Here is a 17,569-nt window from a genome sequence, read left to right as displayed (position 1 = left end):
CAAGCGGGGCCGGGTAATGCCGGCCCCCTTTTCATTCCGCTGATATGGCTGGGGTAAGAGGCCCGTATCAAGGAATCGGTGGATTGTTCCAGCGCTGAACCGTGACGATCAGGTGCCCTTCACCCGTATGGGCTTTACCCGCATCGTCCACCGCCGCAATGACCTTGAGGTTGCCGGCGTTGTTGGTCGACATCTTGCGCTCTGGGTTTGGCCCGGCATCGCCTGGGGTGAACACACCCGCATCGGCCTGCATGCTGCCGGCAAACTTGACGTCTTCATCTTCGCGGGCACGGTCATCAAACGGCTCGACCTTCCATTGCGCCGGGAACACACCAATGCGGTAGGCCTTGCCGTCCGCGCTGCGGCCCCAGGCTTCGGCGTCGAAGCGGCCTTGAACCTTCGGTGTCGAACCACCGTTGTCACCGATACGGGCCACCGAGAACGCCGGCACTACCTTGACCTCGGCAATGTCGCGGTACACCGCCAATTGCTGGCCCTTGAGTGCACCGACAGTCACCTCGCGCAACCCTGCCGGAGCATCGGCGGCGGCCTTGAGCAGCACGCGCACACGTTGCGGGCTCTGCTCCAGCACCTTGACCACTTCAACCCCCTTGCCGAACGATGGCGTACCGTTCAGGCCACTGCCGATCAGGCTGACTTCGGTTTCGCTGCCGGCCTTCAGGTAACCCGGCTGAACCGCCAGCAGTTGTGGGTGATCATGCCGCGCGGCGATAAAGTCCAGGCCACGCTCATCGTGCGCGGTCTCAAACATCCGGCCCTTGAGCTGCGCGCCATTGGCAGCAAAAACCTGGCGCATTTTCACCCCGTCGATATCGACGTTACCGCGCCACTCATAACCACTGTAGAGAATGGCCGTACCCTGGCCCTTGAACGGGCTGCCATCGGCGTACTGGCCATCAACACTGAGGGTGAAATGATCGCCCTCGGCAGCGGTAACCTTCATCACCCCGTTAAGCTCGCCCTTGCCTGGCAGGTGGCCGCTGAACGTCCAGTCACCGACCAGGGCCTGAGCCTTGGGCATCGACTTTTGCCAGTCGGCCCAGGCCTTGCTGTCGAGCGGGTAACGCTTGGCCAGCAATGGCACCATTTCCTTGCGGGCCAGGTCGAACCAGTCGCGGTCGCGAGACAGTGCCTGATACTCCAGCGACGGCCACTGACCGAGGTGGAAGTTCACCAGGTGCTCCCACTCCTGCGCCGGGCGACGCTGCAAGGCCACCCGTGCCCCCGAGTGGCAACGACCGCACATCTGCTTGGTCTGGTCGTCGAACTGCTCGACGGTGTTCAGGCGACGCTCCAATGCATAACGCACACCGTCGGTTTCGCTGGGTGCCAGGCCTTGGTTGTCGGCCAGGTACTTGACCAAGGTGCGGCGATCTTCATCGCTGATCTTCAACTGGTGCATGGTCTGCATGCGCGCAATGCTCATCAGCCACCCCTCGGGGGTTTTGCGCTGATGGCTGATGCGGCTAAAGGCATTCTCACCCTCAGGCGTATGGCAACCCATGCAGGTTTCCTTGAGGATGGCCTGGGCTTCGCGTGCCTGGCTGGTCTGGGGCTGCAAGGCAAGGCTTACCGCCAACGCCAGCAGGCCACCGGCACTGGCGAACCGGAATGTTCTCTTCATCGATGTCTGACCTCCCACGGGGCTTATTCTTATCGTTGTTTTTTAGTGGTCTCTTCCTGCCGGCCGGGATGGATCAGGCAATGCACAGGCTGAAGAGGTACTGTCAGTAGCGATACATATTGCATGCCAAGAACTCAAAACCCCGTTCCTACAGGGCTTCCAGCACTTTTACCGCTTGCGCTGCGTTTAATTTCGCGACAGCTGTAGCACTCTGAGACGGCGCGACAGAACGGCTTGCACTTTACCGTTCTGGCACAAAATGCCATCATTGAGCCACTTTCCATCAGGGCTCCCACGCCCTGCATGTCATAAAAAACCATCATAAGACAAGCACCTCTCGCGTGACTCGACGGTGCGTTGCATCACCCCTTGCCTGCACAACCTGACGACGCCGTGGTCTACCACCCTAAGAGCGCCGCATTGACGCTGGCCCGCGAATGGCTTCGCAGGTCGCGCTTGTTGCTGCCACAAGGAATACACAGATGCTCTTGAGAACGATGAAAATTTCCCGCCGCGCGGGCCTTGGCTTTGCCTTGATCGCGCTTATGGCGCTGCTGCTCGGAAGCTTCTCGCTGCTGGAAATGCGCCGCATGAACGAACAGTCGCGTGTGGTTGATCGCAACTGGCTGCCTTCGATTCTCGCCCTCAATGACACGGCTCTGAGCGTATCGCGCATACGGACAATCACCCTGCGCCTGCTGACCGTACGCACCGACGCGGACATGCGAAGCAACCTGGAACGTCTCTCTGAGCTCAAGCAACAGCTGCAAACTCAACAGCACAACTATGAGCAGCTCATTAGCCTGGACGAAGAAAAGGTCGCCTACGAAGGCTTCCTGCGCGCCAAGGCGCTGTACATGACTGAGCAGGAAAAACTCAGCGCGCTGGCGCAGCAAGGGCATCAAGACCAGGCCATTGATGTTGCCAACGGCAGCCTCTATGAACATGCCGATGCCATGGTCAAGGCCTTGATCGCACTGGTCGACCTGAACAAGCAAGGGGCCAAGCAGGCCTCTCTGGAAAGCGACACGGTATTCAGTAATGCCAATGAACTGGTCATGACCATGATGATTGTCGTCGTGCTGCTGACGGTCGTGCTCGCCATTGTCCTGACCCGCAGCATCGTGCGCCCGCTGAGCCAGGCTGTGAGCGTCGCCGAAGTGATCGCCAGTGGCGATCTGTGCAGCGAAGTGACCGTGGTCGGCAGCGACGAACCGGCACAACTGCTGCAGGCACTCAAGCGCATGCAGGCCAGCCTGCGCACGACCATTCAGCGCATCGCCGACTCTTCCAGCCAACTGGCGTCGGCCGCAGAAGAGCTGCAAGCCGTCACCAATGACTCCACCAAGACCCTGCTCCAGCAGAGCAACGAAGTGGAACAGGCGGCAACGGCGGTCAACGAAATGACCACCGCGGTAGAGGAAGTCGCCCGCAATGCGGTCAGCACTTCCGAGGCCTCGGGCGAAACCGACCAGACCGCACGCCATGGTCGTCAGCAGGTGCAACAGACCGTCGATTCCATTGGCCTGCTGGCCGAAGACGTCACCCGTACCTGTGAACAGGTTGAACACCTCGCCGGTGATGTGCGCAACATTGGCCAGGTGCTTGAAGTGATTAGAGCGATTGCCGAGCAGACCAACCTGTTGGCCCTCAACGCCGCGATCGAAGCGGCGCGCGCTGGCGATGCGGGCCGTGGTTTTGCCGTGGTGGCCGATGAAGTGCGGGCACTGGCGCACCGTACTCAGCAGTCGACCCAGGAAATCGAGTCGATGATCGGCACCATCGAACAGGGTACCGAGGGCGCAGTCAGTGCCATGCGCAGCAGCAATGAACGGGCACACGCCACCCTGGATGCCGCACTGGCCTCAGGCCATGCGCTGGAACAGATTACCCAGGCCATTGCCGCCATCAACGAACGCAACCTGGTGATTGCCAGTGCCAGCGAGGAGCAGGCCCAAGTCGCCCGCGAGGTAGATCGCAACCTGATCAACATCCGCGACCTGTCGATGCAAACCTCGGCCGGCGCCAACCAGAGCAACGCCGCCAGCCAATCACTGGCACACCTGGCCGTGCAACTGAACGGGCTGGTGGCACAGTTCAAAGTCTGACCCTGTAGCAACGCCCTCTGCGCAGGGCGTTGTTTTCAACAGGGCAGTTGTCGCGTCTCAACACTGTCTCAGTTTGAGACGCCAGAACCCGCCTCGAGCAGCCAAGCCCCCTGTTTTCAGGGGTTCTTGAGCTTGGCACAAGGGTTGCGAATACCCACGGCATTCACTCACAAGAACGAGGTTTGCCATGTCCGCCACTGCCCCCCTGCTGCCTGCCGTTGAGGCGTTTCTGCAGCGTGCTCCCCGTATGTTGATCGGTGCCGATTGGGTTGAAGCCACCGACGGTGCGCTGATGACGCTGCGCAACCCTGCCACTGGCGAACCGTTGTGCCAGGTGCCCAGCGCCACGCCAGCCGATGTCGAACGCGCCGTGCTCGCCGCCCGCAAGGCCTTTGACGACTCTGAGTGGAGCCGCACCCGCCCGCGCGAACGGCAGAACCTGTTGTGGCGCCTGGCCGACCTGTTGGAGCGGGACGCCGAGATCGTGGCCCAGCTCGAATGCCTGAACAACGGCAAGAGCGCCGCCGTGGCACGGGTGATGGACGTGCAGCTGTCCATCGACTTTCTGCGCTACATGGCCGGCTGGGCCACCAAGGTCGAAGGCAGCACGGTGGATGTGTCGATGCCGCTGATGCCCGCTGATCAGTTTCACGGTTTCATTCGCCGTGAAGCCGTCGGTGTCGTCGGCGCTATCGTGGCCTGGAACTTCCCGCTGCTGCTGGCCTGCTGGAAGCTCGGCCCGGCGCTGGCAACCGGGTGTACGGTGGTACTCAAGCCCGCCGATGAAACCCCGTTGAGCGCCCTCAAGCTGGCCGAACTGGCCCTCGAAGCCGGCTACCCGGCCGGGGTCTTCAACGTGGTCACCGGCACCGGCGTCGTCGCTGGCGATGCCCTGACCCGTAACCCACGGGTGGATAAGCTGACCTTCACCGGCTCGACCGCTGTCGGCCAGCAGATCGGCAAGATCGCCATGGACAACATGACCCGGGTCACCCTGGAGCTGGGCGGTAAATCACCCACCATCGTCATGGCCGATGCCGACCTTGCCAGCGCGGCGGCGGGTGCTGCCAGTGCGATTTTCTTTAACCAGGGGCAGGTCTGCTGCGCCGGTTCGCGGCTATATGTGCAGCGCAAGCATTTTGACAATGTGGTCGCCGATATCGCCGGTATTGCCAACGCCATGAAGCTCGGCAACGGCCTGGACCCCAGCGTAGAGATGGGCCCGCTGATTTCCGCACGGCAGCAACAGCGGGTGTTCAACTACATCGAGCAAGGCCGCAACAGCGGTGCCAGCATTGCCTGTGGTGGTGAACAGTTCGGTCCCGGCTACTTCGTCAAACCAACGGTCATCGTCGATGTCGATCAGCGTCACCCGCTGGTGCAGGAAGAAATCTTCGGCCCGGTGCTGGTGGCGATTCCATTCGATGACGAGGCCGACGCCCTGCGCATGGCCAACGACAGCCCTTATGGTCTGGGTGCGAGTATCTGGTCGAACGACCTGGCCGCCGTCCACCGGATGATCCCACGCATTCGCTCCGGCTCAGTCTGGGTCAACTGCCACAGCGCCCTCGACCCGGCGCTGCCGTTCGGTGGCTACAAGATGTCCGGTGTGGGCCGCGAGATGGGCGCAGCAGCCATCGAGCACTACACCGAGCTCAAGTCGGTGTTGATCAAGCTGTAAGCCTCAGGGGCGATAGCCCTGACTGAGCAACCAGCTGCGGATCATCCGCGCCTGCTCAGGCTCCAGACCGGCCAGCACCTGCTCGGCCGGTTCGTGCTTCAGACGCTTCACCAACGGCGCCACCGCCACGCCCTGTACATGCCAGATCCCCATTGGCTGATCAGGGCTGACCACCAGCTCCACTTCATCCACCCAGCCATCCCGAAGCACCGGGCCGGCCTGCACCTGCAAGGCAGCAAAGTCCGCCTCCCGGTGTGCGGGCGCCTGGTCGGGCCAGCAGCTGCGAGCCCGCCAGAACGGCGCATCAGGCCATTGTTGCTCCTGGGCGTAGAAGTCTCGCCCATTACGGGCAAAGCGCCAGAACAGGTGCTCGACCCGTTGCTGGTGAAACTGCAACGCCAACGCCGCACGTTCAGGCCGTTGCAGCAGCGTATTGATCACCGCTGGCGCCTGCAATGCCGACGACAGCGATTGAAAGATACCGTTGCCCGACAAGGGATCAACGGCCATCGCTGCATCGCCAACACGCAGCCAGCCCTCTGCGCCGGTCTGCCGGCTGAGAATGGCTGTGCTGCTGCGGGCATGCAGGTGCAGGTCGTGTTCCTCGGCGGCACCGAAAAAGCGACAGGCCATTTCCGATTGCTGACGCCGTGCACGGCAGTAGTCCAACAGCGCGGCCTTGTCCGGCAGTTGAGTGCTGACAACGTCGAGGGTCAGTTGCCAGTAGCAACGACCATCCGCTTGGCGTGCCATCCACGCCCAACCATCGGCAAAACTCTGCACCGCGCTGGCATTCGGGCCCGGTTGCCCTTGCCAACGGTTCAACAGGCTCAGGGTTTCCGGCCCGCGCCAGGCCCTGCCCGACGACGCCTTGCTCGCCTGCGGTGCCTGTCGACCACGGGCCTCCACCAGAAAATCAGCAAACACGGGCGCCGCACCTTCAAGCGTGACACCCATCTGACCAGCGTCACGCTCGACACTCAGCACCCGCCCTTCGATCAGCGCTACCCCCGCCGCGTGCAGATCATCGCGCAGGCCTTGATCAAAGCGCGGTCGGTCGAGCAGGTATTCCAGGTTCTGCGCCGTGCGCTGCCCGTTCCACTGCACCTGCCGCTGCGAAGGCTCGCTGGCAGCGGCCAAGGCACGCAACAACCCCGCCCCACGCAGGCCTTCGAGTACACGCGGTGAAACGCCCTCAAGGGCCGCAAAACGGCGCCACTCACTGACCACGCACACGTCATGGCCGAGCCGCCGCAAGCCCAGGGCGACGGCAGCACCCGCCGGCCCGGCGCCCAGCACCAGTACCCGGCTCATGGCGCCAGCCGCCGTTCAGGGCCGTGATAGTGTGCCTGCTCATGCAGCCAGTCACGGATCCCTTGATTGCTGGCATCCGGGTGCTGCTGCAAGAATGCTGCGAGATGTCCGGTCAGGGCCGCACACCCCAGGCTAGCCCCCGACAGCCGCCCATCGGCACTGCGCACACAAGCCCCCACATCGGCCTGGGCGCTGCCCAGCCAGCTCCACTGCTGCGGCAGGCAACGGGCATCGCCGGTCACCCGCAACACCCCTGGGTAGGCTGCTGGGTACACCGGTGAACCTTGCGCCGGGCTCGAAGCACACAGCAGGATGCCGGCCTCCACCGCCAAGGCGCAGGCCTGGCGCAGTACGGGGCGATCTTCGCGCAGCCCCAGGCTCAGGTTGATCACCCGCACCTGGCAGGCCAGCAGCCACTCAATGGCAGCGGCAACCTGCAAGGCACTGGTCACCCCACGGCCATCGAACACCTGCGCCACATACAAACGCGCCTCGCCAGCACGCTCAAGGATGGCCGCAGATACCGCGCTGCCATGGCCCAGTGCATCTGCTTCAGCTTCGTGCTCAAGCAAACCGGCGTGCGCCAAGGCAAACCGGCGGGCAGCCGCAGGCGGCTGCCCGCTGAGGTCATGGCCACTGTCGACCACGCCAATACGCACCTCAGGCTTCATGGCTCACGGCTCCAGTTGTGGATAACTGACCGTCAAACAATTCCAGGCGCAGATCGGCATCGGCCAGGGTCGAAGAACGGTGACTGATCAAAATCCGCGTACGCCGACGGAACAGCTGATCAATTGCGCCGATTACCTCACGCTCAGTCGCTTCATCGACCGCAGAGGTAGCTTCGTCCAGCACCAGAATCAGTGGATCCTGAAGCAAGGCCCGGGCAATCGCGATGCGCTGCTTCTGCCCACCCGACAACTGCTGGCCGCGCTCGCCCAAAGGGCTGTCGAGGCCTTCGGGCAAGCTGGCGATCAGGCTGTCCAGTTGCGCCAGACGTGCAACCTCGGCAATGGCTTCACGACTGGCATCCGGCACGCTGTAGGCGAGGTTGTCGGCCAGGCTGCCGCGAAACAGCACAATGTCCTGGCTGACCACCGCGACCCGGCGGCGCAGCTCGAACAGGTCCAGCTCACGCAGGTCGCAGCCGCCCAGCACGATTCGCCCGGCCTGGGGATCGTAAAAACGCTGCAGCAGGTCGATCAGGGTCGATTTACCCGCGCCGGAAATACCACTCAATGCCACTTTGCAGCCTTGAGGAATCGACGCCTGTACCTCACGTAACAACGGCGGCCGACCGGGGTGGGCGAAACACACCCCCTCGAACTGCAAGTCAGCCGTGCTCGGCATCGCACGGGGTGATGCCGGGTTGACCACGTTCGGCACCTCACCGCGCAGCTCCATCACCCGCCCAAGGCTGACGCTCATGCGCTGCATCGCCACGTACAGGCCGAGCAAGCTCTGCACAGGCCCCACGGCCATGCCCAGGTAGGTCGAAAAGGCAATCAGTGCACCCAGTTGCCAGGTACCCTGCACAACCCAATAGCCGCCCACCAGAAAGGCGCAGGCGCGTGACAGCGAAGTCAGGGTACCGGGTACGGCTTGGGTGAAGAACTCAGTGACCTGCAAACGCAGCAACTGCTGCATGTAACCCTGGCCGAGCCCGTCAAGGCGTCGCGCTTCACGCTGCTGCTGGCCAGCAGACTGAATGAACTTCATCGCGGGCAGGGTCTCGACCAGAAACGAAGACACATCCGCCGAACGCTCGCGCAACTGGCGCACCTCACGCTCGACCTTGCGCCGCATCCAGCGCAGCCAGAGCACGTCCAGCGGGATCAACACCAACGCCAGCAACGACAGCTTCCATGACAACGCCAGCAGCATGCCCAGCGCACAGACCAAGCCGATCACGCTGGACACGGCCGAGAACAGCGAGTCGACAGCAAAGCGCTGGATCTCGGCCACGTCACCGTCGAGCCGCGACATCAAGTCACCAATCCGCCGCTGGCCGTAGAAGGTCGGCGACAAGCCCTGAAGGTGGCGATAGATTTCATCGCGCAGGGCAAACAGAATGCGCCCGGACAGCCGCGTGTGCAGGTAGCGGTTAAGCCCCGACAGCAGCGTGCCGAGGATACCGGCCAAGACCATCACGCCGGCAATGGTGGCCAGGGCCGGGAAATTACGCGCCAGCAGGCCATCATCGATCAAGAGTTTGGTCAGCCACGGCTGCACCAGCACCAGCAGCGTGGCACACAAGGACAACCCCAGCAGCCCGGCAATCGCCATGCGCTGCGGCCGAACGAAGCCGTACAACCAGCGCAGGGACTGCTGCAAGGCTTCAGGGTCCTTGTGATCGATCAACCGGGCAAGCCAGCGCATCATGACTGCAACTGCTTGAACTTGCGGTAGAGCGTCGCACGGCTGATGCCCAGGTCTTGGGCGGCCGCCGAAACATTGCCATGATGGCGCTCCAGCGCCTGACGAATCAGGGTCAATTCGTTGTCCCGTATCCGCCCACTGGCCTGAGCCGCTTGGGTGCCCCGCAAGGTTTCGAGCAGGTTGTCCGGCAGGTGTTCAAGGCCCAATTCAAGCTCGCCCTCCTCGCGCATGGCCAGCAAGGTGCGCACGGTCATTTCCAGTTGGCGGATGTTGCCCGGCCAGTGATAACCGATGAACAGCGCCGACAATTCATCGGACAGGTACGCCCCTTTGCCGCCGAGTTTTTCCAACAGGCTGGCAACCAGCGCCATGAGGTCTTCCCGCTCACGCAGGGGCGGCAGTTGCACGCTGATGCCATTGACGCGGTAGTACAGGTCTTCGCGGAAGTGGCCTTCTTCGACCTGACGCTTCAGGTCACGGTGAGTGGCGCAGATCAACGCTATATCCAGGTCCTGTTCTTCGGCGGCCCCCAACGGCGCCACCTTGCGCTCCTGCAGCACCCGTAACAGGCGAGCCTGCAAAGCCAGTGGCATATCACCGATTTCGTCGAGGAACAGTGTGCCGCCATGGGCCTGTTGCAAGCGCCCGACCACACCGCCACGCCGAGAACCGGTAAAGGCACCCTCACGGTAGCCAAACAGTTCAGACTCGATCAGGCCCTCGGGAATCGCCGCGCAGTTGACCGCGACAAAGGGTTTCGCTGCCCGTGGGCTGGCCAGGTGCAACGCACGCGCCACCACTTCCTTACCGCTACCGGTCTCCCCCAACAACACCACCGGCAACTCACCGACCAGCCCTTGGCGGGCCATGCGCAGGGCGCGGGCGTAGCGGCTATTGCCTGCACCCAGGCTTTGCAGGTCAGGATGCTCCATGTTCGGGCGAGGACTGCGCCGGGGCGTGACAGGCACGCTCACCGCTCGCAGCGGCACTTGCAGGGTCTTGTAGAAAAATGCGCCCTTGGCGGTCTCGATGGCGTCGACGCGCCCCAATTGCAGGCGCGCCAACCATTGTTCCAAACGCATGCCCAGCAGGCTTTCACACTGTTGACCGACCAACTGGGGACGGGCCACACCCAGCAGTTGGCAGGCCTGATTACTGACGGCGAGGATCTGCCCGTCCAGCCCAAGGGCAACCAGCCCCTGCCAGGGCGAGTCGAGAAACTGTCGGCGGCTGTGAAATGCCAGTACCACCTGGTCCGGGTAGCTGGTGTTGAACAAACGGCCTTCAATCTGACTGACTGCCAGCGCCAGCAGCGCGGTGCGATCCTGCACCCTGCCCAACGGCCCTTGGCGGGTCAGGTCGAGGACACCCAGCAGGTCGCCCTGCGGGCAATGGATCGGCACCGAGGTGCAGGAAAAATCACTGAGCCGCTCCAGGTAGTGTTCGCCACAATCGATCTGCACCGTACGCGCCTCAACCAGTGCGGTACCCAGAGCGTTGGTGCCACGCGCCGATTCGCTCCAGCACGTGCCCGGCCTGATATCACCGAGGCCTGCGTGCTTCAGGGCGTCAGCCTGGCCTTCGATGGTCAGGATGGTGGCGTCGGCGTTGGCCAGGATGATCACGCTGTCCTTGCCCTGACGCGCACGCAGGTAATCGATTTCGGCAGTGGCTGCATCCAGCAACACGCGGTTGCTGGCCAGCAGCAGGTCGAGGTTGGCCGACGAACTCAAGTCGAAGTCGTGACGGCTGTTCAGCGGCACGCCATGGCCCAGGCTACGGCGCCAGGACGCATCGATTTCGGCACGCAGAATACCGTCGGGCAATTGCCCTTCCAGCGACAGCCGCTCACGCGCAAGGCGAGCATCGAACGGCGGAACTTCAGTTGTTGTTTTTATTCTGTTCATGAGCTGCTCCGGATCGGATTGTCCGATTCAAGCAAGTCCCACGCCAAGGAAACGGCGAGGACACCACTCCTGCTCTTTTACGTTAACGTAAAGCTTGCTGCAATCACCAAGCATCGTTTATCGCTAGTTCAACAGGCCCAACGCCTTGGCGCGCGCCACCGCCTGAGTGCGTCGCTCCACGCCAAGCTTGCTGTTGATATGGCTGGCGTGGGTTTTCACCGTGTGCAGGGAGATGAACAGGCGCTCGCTGATTTCCTGGTTCGAGCAACCCTGGGCGATCAGCTCCAGCACTGCCAGCTCCCGCGCACTCAGGGCCTCGCTGGGCGCCCCAGAGGTGTCGCTTTCAGGCGCCGGCAACATGGCTAGCAAACTGGTTCGAACCGGCCCGACAGGTTGCCCAAGCAGTTGCTCGCGCAGCCAGCCCGGTTGTTCGTTCAGCAATATCTGGAACGGTTGCAGGGTACCGCCCTTCGCCGCGTCCAGGCTTTGCACAAACAGGCTGCGGGCTTCGCTCTCGCGACCGCCGGCCAGCTTCAAGGCCACTAACTGACACAACGCCATGACACACAGCAGTTGCCCACCGTTGGCCTGCCCCCGCTCATTCAGGGCCAGCAAGCGCTGCTCGGCCTGCTCGTTGCGCCCCTGTACGCGCTCCAAACGTGCTTGCTGCAGCTCGATATGCAACGGCAACAGCGGGTGAAACTCTGGTGCAGCGGCGGCCAGTTTGCCGCCATAGGTCTGCCCCAGGCGCTGCAACCAGGCGTCAGCCAGGTCGATGCGCCCTTGCGCCAACCACAGCTCACATTTGACCAAGGTGATCATTGCCAGATAGAAAATCGGTGGCACGTCCCAGATATGCATCAGCCGTTCGGCTTCGGCGAGCTCGGCATACGCCTCGGTAAAGCGTCCTTCACGACCATCGAGCGTGGCGATCATGCAATGACCGATCAACACGCTGATGTCCCGACACGCCCGCGCCTCGACCACTCCCGCGCGCAAGCGGCTGCGACCCGCCTGGGGCTGCAGACGCGCGGCCAGCAGATACCCCTCATACAGGGTCAAGCGGGCGCGCGCCGCGTACAGCCGCTGGGCCGAAAGCCCTTGCAGGCGCTGCAGCCCCTGGCGCACTTCATCCTGCGCCCGGAGTATTTCGCCACGGGCATGCAGCACGCGCGCCCGGTCGTAATGGGCCAAGGCCTCGAATAACGGGTTGCCCACACGCTGGGCCAACTCCAGGGCCTCACGGTTCCAGCCACGTGCACGCCAGAAATCACCATCGGCAATCGCCAGGTTGGACAAGGTCGACAAACACACCAACCGCTGCCCGTAGCGCTTCTGCGGCAGGCTGCGCAGGGCCTCGGTGCAGTAGGCCAAGGTGCGCGCGCGGTCACCACGCCCGCGGGCGATCACCCCACTCAAGGCCAGCCACTGAGCCAGCATCGATTTTTGCGCCGTGGCGGACGGCGCCGGCAGAAAGCGGCTCAGGTGACTGGCCAGCTCTTCGGCGGCATCCAGCTGACAGGCCAGCCCCAACGCCCAGCTGTACAGCACGATCAACCGTGGCGTACTGACCAGCAGGCTGTCGGGCAAGTCCATCTTCCAGCGCAGCAGCATGCCAACGTTCTGTTCGGCCAGCAGTTGCTCTTCCGAGAGGTTCTGCACCAAGTTGGCGGCTACGTCCAGATGCCCGGCACGCAGCGCCTGCTCGACAGCCTCATCGAGCAATCCCTGGCTGTGGAACCAGCGACAGGCGCGCAGATGCAGGCTCGGCAGCGGCAAGCTGGTCGGCCGGCTACGCAGCAGGTCGGAAAACAGGTGGTGGTAACGGAACCAGCGACCGTTCTCGTCCAGCGGCACCAGGAACACCTGATGCGCCTGCAGAAAACGCAGAATGTCGGCGCTGTCATGGCTCTCGCGCAGGGCATCGCAGAGTTCACTACAGAACCGCTCCTGACAGGCCGTGTCGTAGAGGAACGCCTGGACCTCACTGGGCAGGCAGTCGATCACCTCTTCAAGCAGGTAATCACGAATCAACCCCTCCCCGCCATGCAGGGCTTGGGGCAAGGCGTTGTCGGTACCGGATTCGCTGGCTGCCAGCAGCCAGAATCGCAGGCCGGCGACCCAGCCGTCGCTGCGCTGGATCAGGTTGTCCAGGGCCTGACCGCGCAGGGCTGTGGGGTGCTGTACGAGCACCGCATGGGATTCATCCGGCGTCAGGCGCAGGTCTTGTTCATTGAGCTCACACAACTGGCGCGACAAACGCAGACGCGCCAGGTGCCAGTCAGGGCGCTGGCGACTGGTGACCAATAGCACCAGCCCCGGCGGCAGATGGTTGAGAAAGAACTGCAGGCAACGGTCGAGCACCGGCCCCTGTGCCAAGTGGTAATCGTCCAGCACAACCAACAGCGGGTTGTTGGGCTGCAAATGCCGGCTGAGGTCATCCAGCAGGCCGTCGAGCCACTCCTCGAAAGCGAATGGCTGATGCCGCTGGCGCATTTTCAACAAGCCCAAGGCCTGGGCGCCCAGTGCCGGGCAGTGATGCTGCAGCCCTTCAAGCAGGCGTTCAAGGAAACGCCCCGGGTCGCTGTCGCGTCGGTTCAGGCTCAACCACAGGCTTTGCCAGTGGGCTGGCAGGCCCTGACAGAACTCCACCGCAAGCGAGCTTTTACCGAAACCGGCCGGTGCGCTGACCAACAACAGGCGCCCGCCCAATCCGGCCTGCAAACGCTGGCACAGCCTCGGGCGCGGCACATGAGCGTCGGGCAATGGCGGACGATAGAAACGTCCCTCCAGGGCGCTGACGGCCAGGCTGGAAAATCCTTGCGTGCGGGACAGATCAGTCATGACCGGCTCGTTTTGGTTTGGATTGTCGGCAGAACGGATCAGGGCAGACTAACGGCTTAACCTGCACATTTGAAGACAATTGCCGCGTATTACCCAAAAAAGACTACAACAAAAAAAGTCAGCGCCCCGCACGCACATCGCATCAGCCACCGACGGATTGCCAGACAGGCGACCGGCGCAAACAGAAACGCCCCGGCAAGCCGGGGCGTTCTGGGGATCACACGGAGGTTACAGCGTTAGCGCACGCCGTCCTGGCGAAGCGCTGCAGGGGTGAAGTCACTGGTGTTGGCCGTGAAGCCGAAGTCGTAGGCTTTCTTCTCTTCGTTCTTCATGCCCAGCGCCAGGTAACGACCGGACTGCAGGTCGTAGATCGTCTCGAGGGTGTACCACGGCACCTGAACGTTGTAGTAGTCCTGGGAATGGGCTTCCGCCACACGCCACAGCTGGCCGCGACCGTCGTAGTGGTCGATTACTGCTGCCTGCCAGGTGTCTTCGTCAATGTAGAAGTCACGTTTGGCATAGATATGACGCTGACCAGGCTTGAGGGTTGCCACCACATGCCAGACACGGCGCAGCTCATAACGGGTCAGGTCCTGGTTGATGTGGCCGGCCTTGAGGATGTCCGCGTACTTCAGGTTCGGCGAGTCGAGCTTGTAGCTGTTGGAGGCGATGTACATCTCCTTCTTGCCTTCAAGCTTCCAGTCGTAGCGATCCGGCGCGCCGTTGTACATGTCCAGGTTGTCGGAGGTACGCAAGCCATCCGCCGCCGTACCCGGGCCGTCATAGGACACTTGCGGGGCACGCCGCACACGACGCTGACCGGCGTTGTAGACCCACGCCAGGCGCGGTTCCTTGACCTGGTCGAGGGTTTCGTGAACCAGCAGCACACCACCGGCCAAACGCGCTGGCGCCGTCACTTTCTGCTTGAAGTAGAAGAGGATGTTGCCCGGGTTGTTCGGGTCGTAATCCTTCATCTTGTCGCGGAAAACGAACTGGTCCTGGAAGTACACCAGGCTGTACGAACCGTTGGCCTGAGGGGTGGCCTGGGTCACCAAACGGGTCACGCTGCCGCCGCGATAACGGGTGATGTGGTTCCAGATGACCTCGACACCACTCTGTGGAATCGGGAACGGAATGGCTGTCTTGAAGTTCTCAAGGCCGTTACCGCCCTGCACCAGCTTGGTGGCGGTGGCGTTTTCCTTGATCGCCGCAAACACCTCGTCGGGAACGGTAGAACCACGGTGCGTTGGGTAGACCGGAATCGTGTAGGTGTCAGGGTAGCGCTTGAACATCGCAACCTGGCCCGGCGCCAGCTTGTCTTTGTACTGATCGACGTTCTGCGCCGTGATGGTGAACAGCGGCTTCTCGTTACCGTAAGGGTCGGCGAGGAACCCTTTGGCATCCACCGAGCCGGCGGTTTTCGGCAACGGGCTCCAGGCCGGGATCGAACCATTGGCGTTAGGGCCCTTTTCAGCCCCCATCGGTGTCAGGCTGGCGCCGAGCTTGGCAGCTTCGCTGGCGGGAACGGCGGCCATGACACTGCTGGCCAGCAGGGTCAGGCCCAGCACACCGGCTTGCAGCAGACTCTTGGTTGTTTTCATAGTTGTGCTCTTCCTGAATCAGTGCGCTTAAAAGTTCACGCCGAAACTGAGGGCGATGAAGTCGCGGTCGTCCACCGTGGTGTACTTGCCATCAAAGAAGTTGGTGTACGACAGGCTGGTGGTGTAGGTGTTCTGGTACTCGGCATCCAGGCCCAGGCTGACGGCTTTACGGCCTTCCTCGAAGTTGCCGCCAGGGCCTGGGGAGTAGCCGGAAACGTCATGGGACCAGGCGATGTTCGGCTTGAGGTTGACCCCGGCAAAGACGTCGTTGTAATCCCAGATGGCCCGTGCGCGGTAACCCCAGGAGGTGCTGGTGGTGAAACCGTCATCTTCGCAATTGCGGCTGAGGTTGGCGGTTGAAGCACCTGGGCCCGCACCGTTGATTGTGCCGGTGTTGAGAATTGCCGAGCAGGTATTCAACCCTCCGGTAGCTGGCAGTGGGCCAGGGCCGTAGACCGGGTCACGGCCATAACGGAGTTTGCTGGAGTCCTCCAGGCCACCCACATGGGTAACACCCAACTCACCGACAACGGTCAGGCGGCTGGCCCCCATGACCTGATCGAAGAAATGGGTCAGGGTGGTCTGGAACTGGGTGACTTCCTTGCGACGGTAGCCGTGCTGGTCCTCGCCCGGCACGCCGGTCAGCAGGGAGGCGTTGGTGTATCGGCCACCCAGTGGAACCACAGCGGAGTACAGGATATCGGTGGTATTGAGTTGCACCGGAGCGTTTGGCCGGTAGCTGATTTCACCACTCCAGGCCGTGCCAGTAGGCAAGGTGGTCGAGAAGCTCAGCCCGTATAGACGAATGTCCTCGGGGTACTCGACAAAATAACTGGAATTGCCCGCGACAATCAGCGGCGCCAGCGGGTTACCAGCAACCCCCGTATACACAGCCGGGTCTGCGCCGGTAGCGCTGAAAATTGGCGCGCGGCTGTGGTAGTTCATGAAGTACGCGCCGAATTCGGTATCCAGCGGTTCGAACATGTAGCGGAACGCCACCCCGAACTGACCGCTGTCACGCGCATCACGGTCGGCACTGCGGCGCACCAGAACACCTTCCTCGTTGATATCGACGCCGTTGGCAGCGAGAAACGGCAGGAACGCTCCTGGAACGCTACGGCTGCTGTTCAGCAGGCGCAGGTTGTTCGAGCAACCATCCGCGATGATGTCCGGCTGCGAGAAGAAGGTGCCGCAGTTGTCCACTACGGTCTGGTCCCACTCGATCTGGTAGAACGCTTCGGCAGACAGGTTGTCGGTCAGGCTCTGGGAAACATAGAACATGTTGACCGGGATCAGGCCCTCCTTCACCTCGGCGCCTGGCCGACGGAAAGCCGCCACATCAATCGGGTTGATCGAGTTGATGCCGTTACCGATGAAGGTACTCTCACCCCAGCTCACCACCTGCTTGCCCAGGCGCACCGAACCGGGTTGATCGGCGATGGAATAGTTGTGGTACACGAAAGCATCAAGAATCTGCCCGCCAGAAGACTGTGCGCCTTCCTTGCGGTTGGAGTCGCTGATGTCCTTGAACTCGCGGTGTTCATCCTTGAGCTCGAAGTCGTACCAGTACTTGCCGCGCACGAATACGCCGGTATCGCCGTACTTCAACTCCAGGTCATGGATGCCCTTGAAGATCTTCGAGAAGGTCTCACCGCGCTTGAAGTTCAGGTGACCATCGTCAGAAGTCTGCGAAAGCCCCTTGCCGCCGTTGTTGACGCCGATCAGGTTCTCGTTCGGCTTGGCTGTCGACCAGCTGGCCCCAACGGACAGCGACGAATCGAACTGGCCTTCGATTTCACCGATGTTGAAACTGACGCCGAATGCAGGGCCAGCGAGCGTAGAAGCGAGGCTGACGGCCAAAGGCAGTTTTGCCCGACGCCAAAACAGATGTGCAGATGTCATCGACGCTACTCCATGTTCTTTATTTTTATGGCAGTGAGTCCTTCTAAAAACGGCGCAATGGAATACATGCTCAATTGCACGTCCCCCCCGTTCCTAAAAATCCCCTGGGCCGACTATAGCCAGCAGGTACCAGGGCTTGATCCCTCTAAAGTGTGATTTGTTGTGTACAAGCAGGCAGGCATGGCCCT

At 62.2% G+C, this 17,569-nt stretch carries 10 protein-coding genes; 2 read left to right on the top strand and 8 right to left on the bottom strand.

Annotation, left to right across the window (positions count from 1 at the left end):
* Window positions 1–67: 67 nt before the first annotated feature.
* On the bottom strand, window positions 68–1,645 hold the full coding sequence (gene peaA, locus CS390_RS04140; RefSeq protein WP_099773558.1) for a quinohemoprotein amine dehydrogenase subunit alpha: 1,578 nt from the start codon (window positions 1,643–1,645) through the stop codon (window positions 68–70).
* A 482-nt stretch (window positions 1,646–2,127) separates the two neighbouring features.
* Between peaA and CS390_RS04135 the strand changes: the two genes are divergently transcribed.
* Together CS390_RS04135 and CS390_RS04130 are read left to right on the top strand one after the other, a co-directional pair.
* A complete protein-coding gene (locus tag CS390_RS04135) occupies window positions 2,128–3,753 on the top strand; it encodes a methyl-accepting chemotaxis protein (protein WP_099773557.1) in 1,626 nt (541 codons plus the stop codon).
* A 187-nt stretch (window positions 3,754–3,940) separates the two neighbouring features.
* The gene (locus CS390_RS04130) at window positions 3,941–5,434 is read left to right on the top strand and encodes an aldehyde dehydrogenase (protein WP_099773556.1); all 1,494 of its coding nucleotides are present in this window, start codon (window positions 3,941–3,943) and stop codon (window positions 5,432–5,434) included.
* A 3-nt stretch (window positions 5,435–5,437) separates the two neighbouring features.
* Here CS390_RS04130 and CS390_RS04125 read toward each other — a convergent pair whose 3' ends face one another.
* The 7 genes from CS390_RS04125 to CS390_RS04095 all read right to left on the bottom strand — a co-directional run bounded on the left by CS390_RS04125 (window position 5,438) and on the right by CS390_RS04095 (window position 17,381).
* The gene (locus CS390_RS04125; RefSeq protein ID WP_099773555.1) at window positions 5,438–6,748 is read right to left on the bottom strand and encodes an NAD(P)/FAD-dependent oxidoreductase; all 1,311 of its coding nucleotides are present in this window, start codon (window positions 6,746–6,748) and stop codon (window positions 5,438–5,440) included.
* Window positions 6,745–7,419 carry a S8 family serine peptidase gene (locus tag CS390_RS04120; protein WP_099773554.1) on the bottom strand — a complete coding sequence of 225 codons (675 nt, stop codon included), beginning with the start codon at window positions 7,417–7,419 and terminating at the stop codon, window positions 6,745–6,747. The genes CS390_RS04125 and CS390_RS04120 overlap by 4 nt, the downstream gene beginning before the upstream one ends.
* Window positions 7,409–9,130 (bottom strand): ABC transporter ATP-binding protein, encoded by a 1,722-nt coding sequence (locus CS390_RS04115; RefSeq protein ID WP_099773553.1) that lies wholly within the window; start codon window positions 9,128–9,130, stop codon window positions 7,409–7,411. The genes CS390_RS04120 and CS390_RS04115 overlap by 11 nt, the downstream gene beginning before the upstream one ends.
* The gene (locus CS390_RS04110) at window positions 9,127–11,034 is read right to left on the bottom strand and encodes a sigma-54-dependent Fis family transcriptional regulator (protein ID WP_099773552.1); all 1,908 of its coding nucleotides are present in this window, start codon (window positions 11,032–11,034) and stop codon (window positions 9,127–9,129) included. The genes CS390_RS04115 and CS390_RS04110 overlap by 4 nt, the downstream gene beginning before the upstream one ends.
* Window positions 11,035–11,157: 123 nt before the next feature.
* Window positions 11,158–13,878: a LuxR C-terminal-related transcriptional regulator gene (locus CS390_RS04105; protein ID WP_099773551.1), complete on the bottom strand. Its 2,721-nt coding sequence runs from the start codon at window positions 13,876–13,878 to the stop codon at window positions 11,158–11,160.
* Between the two features lie 236 nt (window positions 13,879–14,114).
* Window positions 14,115–15,479, bottom strand: a complete 1,365-nt coding sequence (locus CS390_RS04100) for a DUF1329 domain-containing protein (protein WP_065759140.1) — start codon at window positions 15,477–15,479, stop codon at window positions 14,115–14,117.
* 27 nt (window positions 15,480–15,506) lie between these two features.
* Window positions 15,507–17,381, bottom strand: coding sequence for a DUF1302 domain-containing protein (locus CS390_RS04095; protein WP_065759141.1), 1,875 nt, complete (start codon window positions 17,379–17,381; stop codon window positions 15,507–15,509).
* Window positions 17,382–17,569: the final 188 nt, after the last annotated feature.

This window comes from Pseudomonas sp. HLS-6, from assembly GCF_002753995.1.
GTDB classification, from domain to species: Bacteria; Pseudomonadota; Gammaproteobacteria; order Pseudomonadales; family Pseudomonadaceae; genus Aquipseudomonas; species Aquipseudomonas defluvii.
Note: the sequence above shows the minus strand (reverse complement) of the source record. Positions and strands in the feature narration are given on the sequence as shown.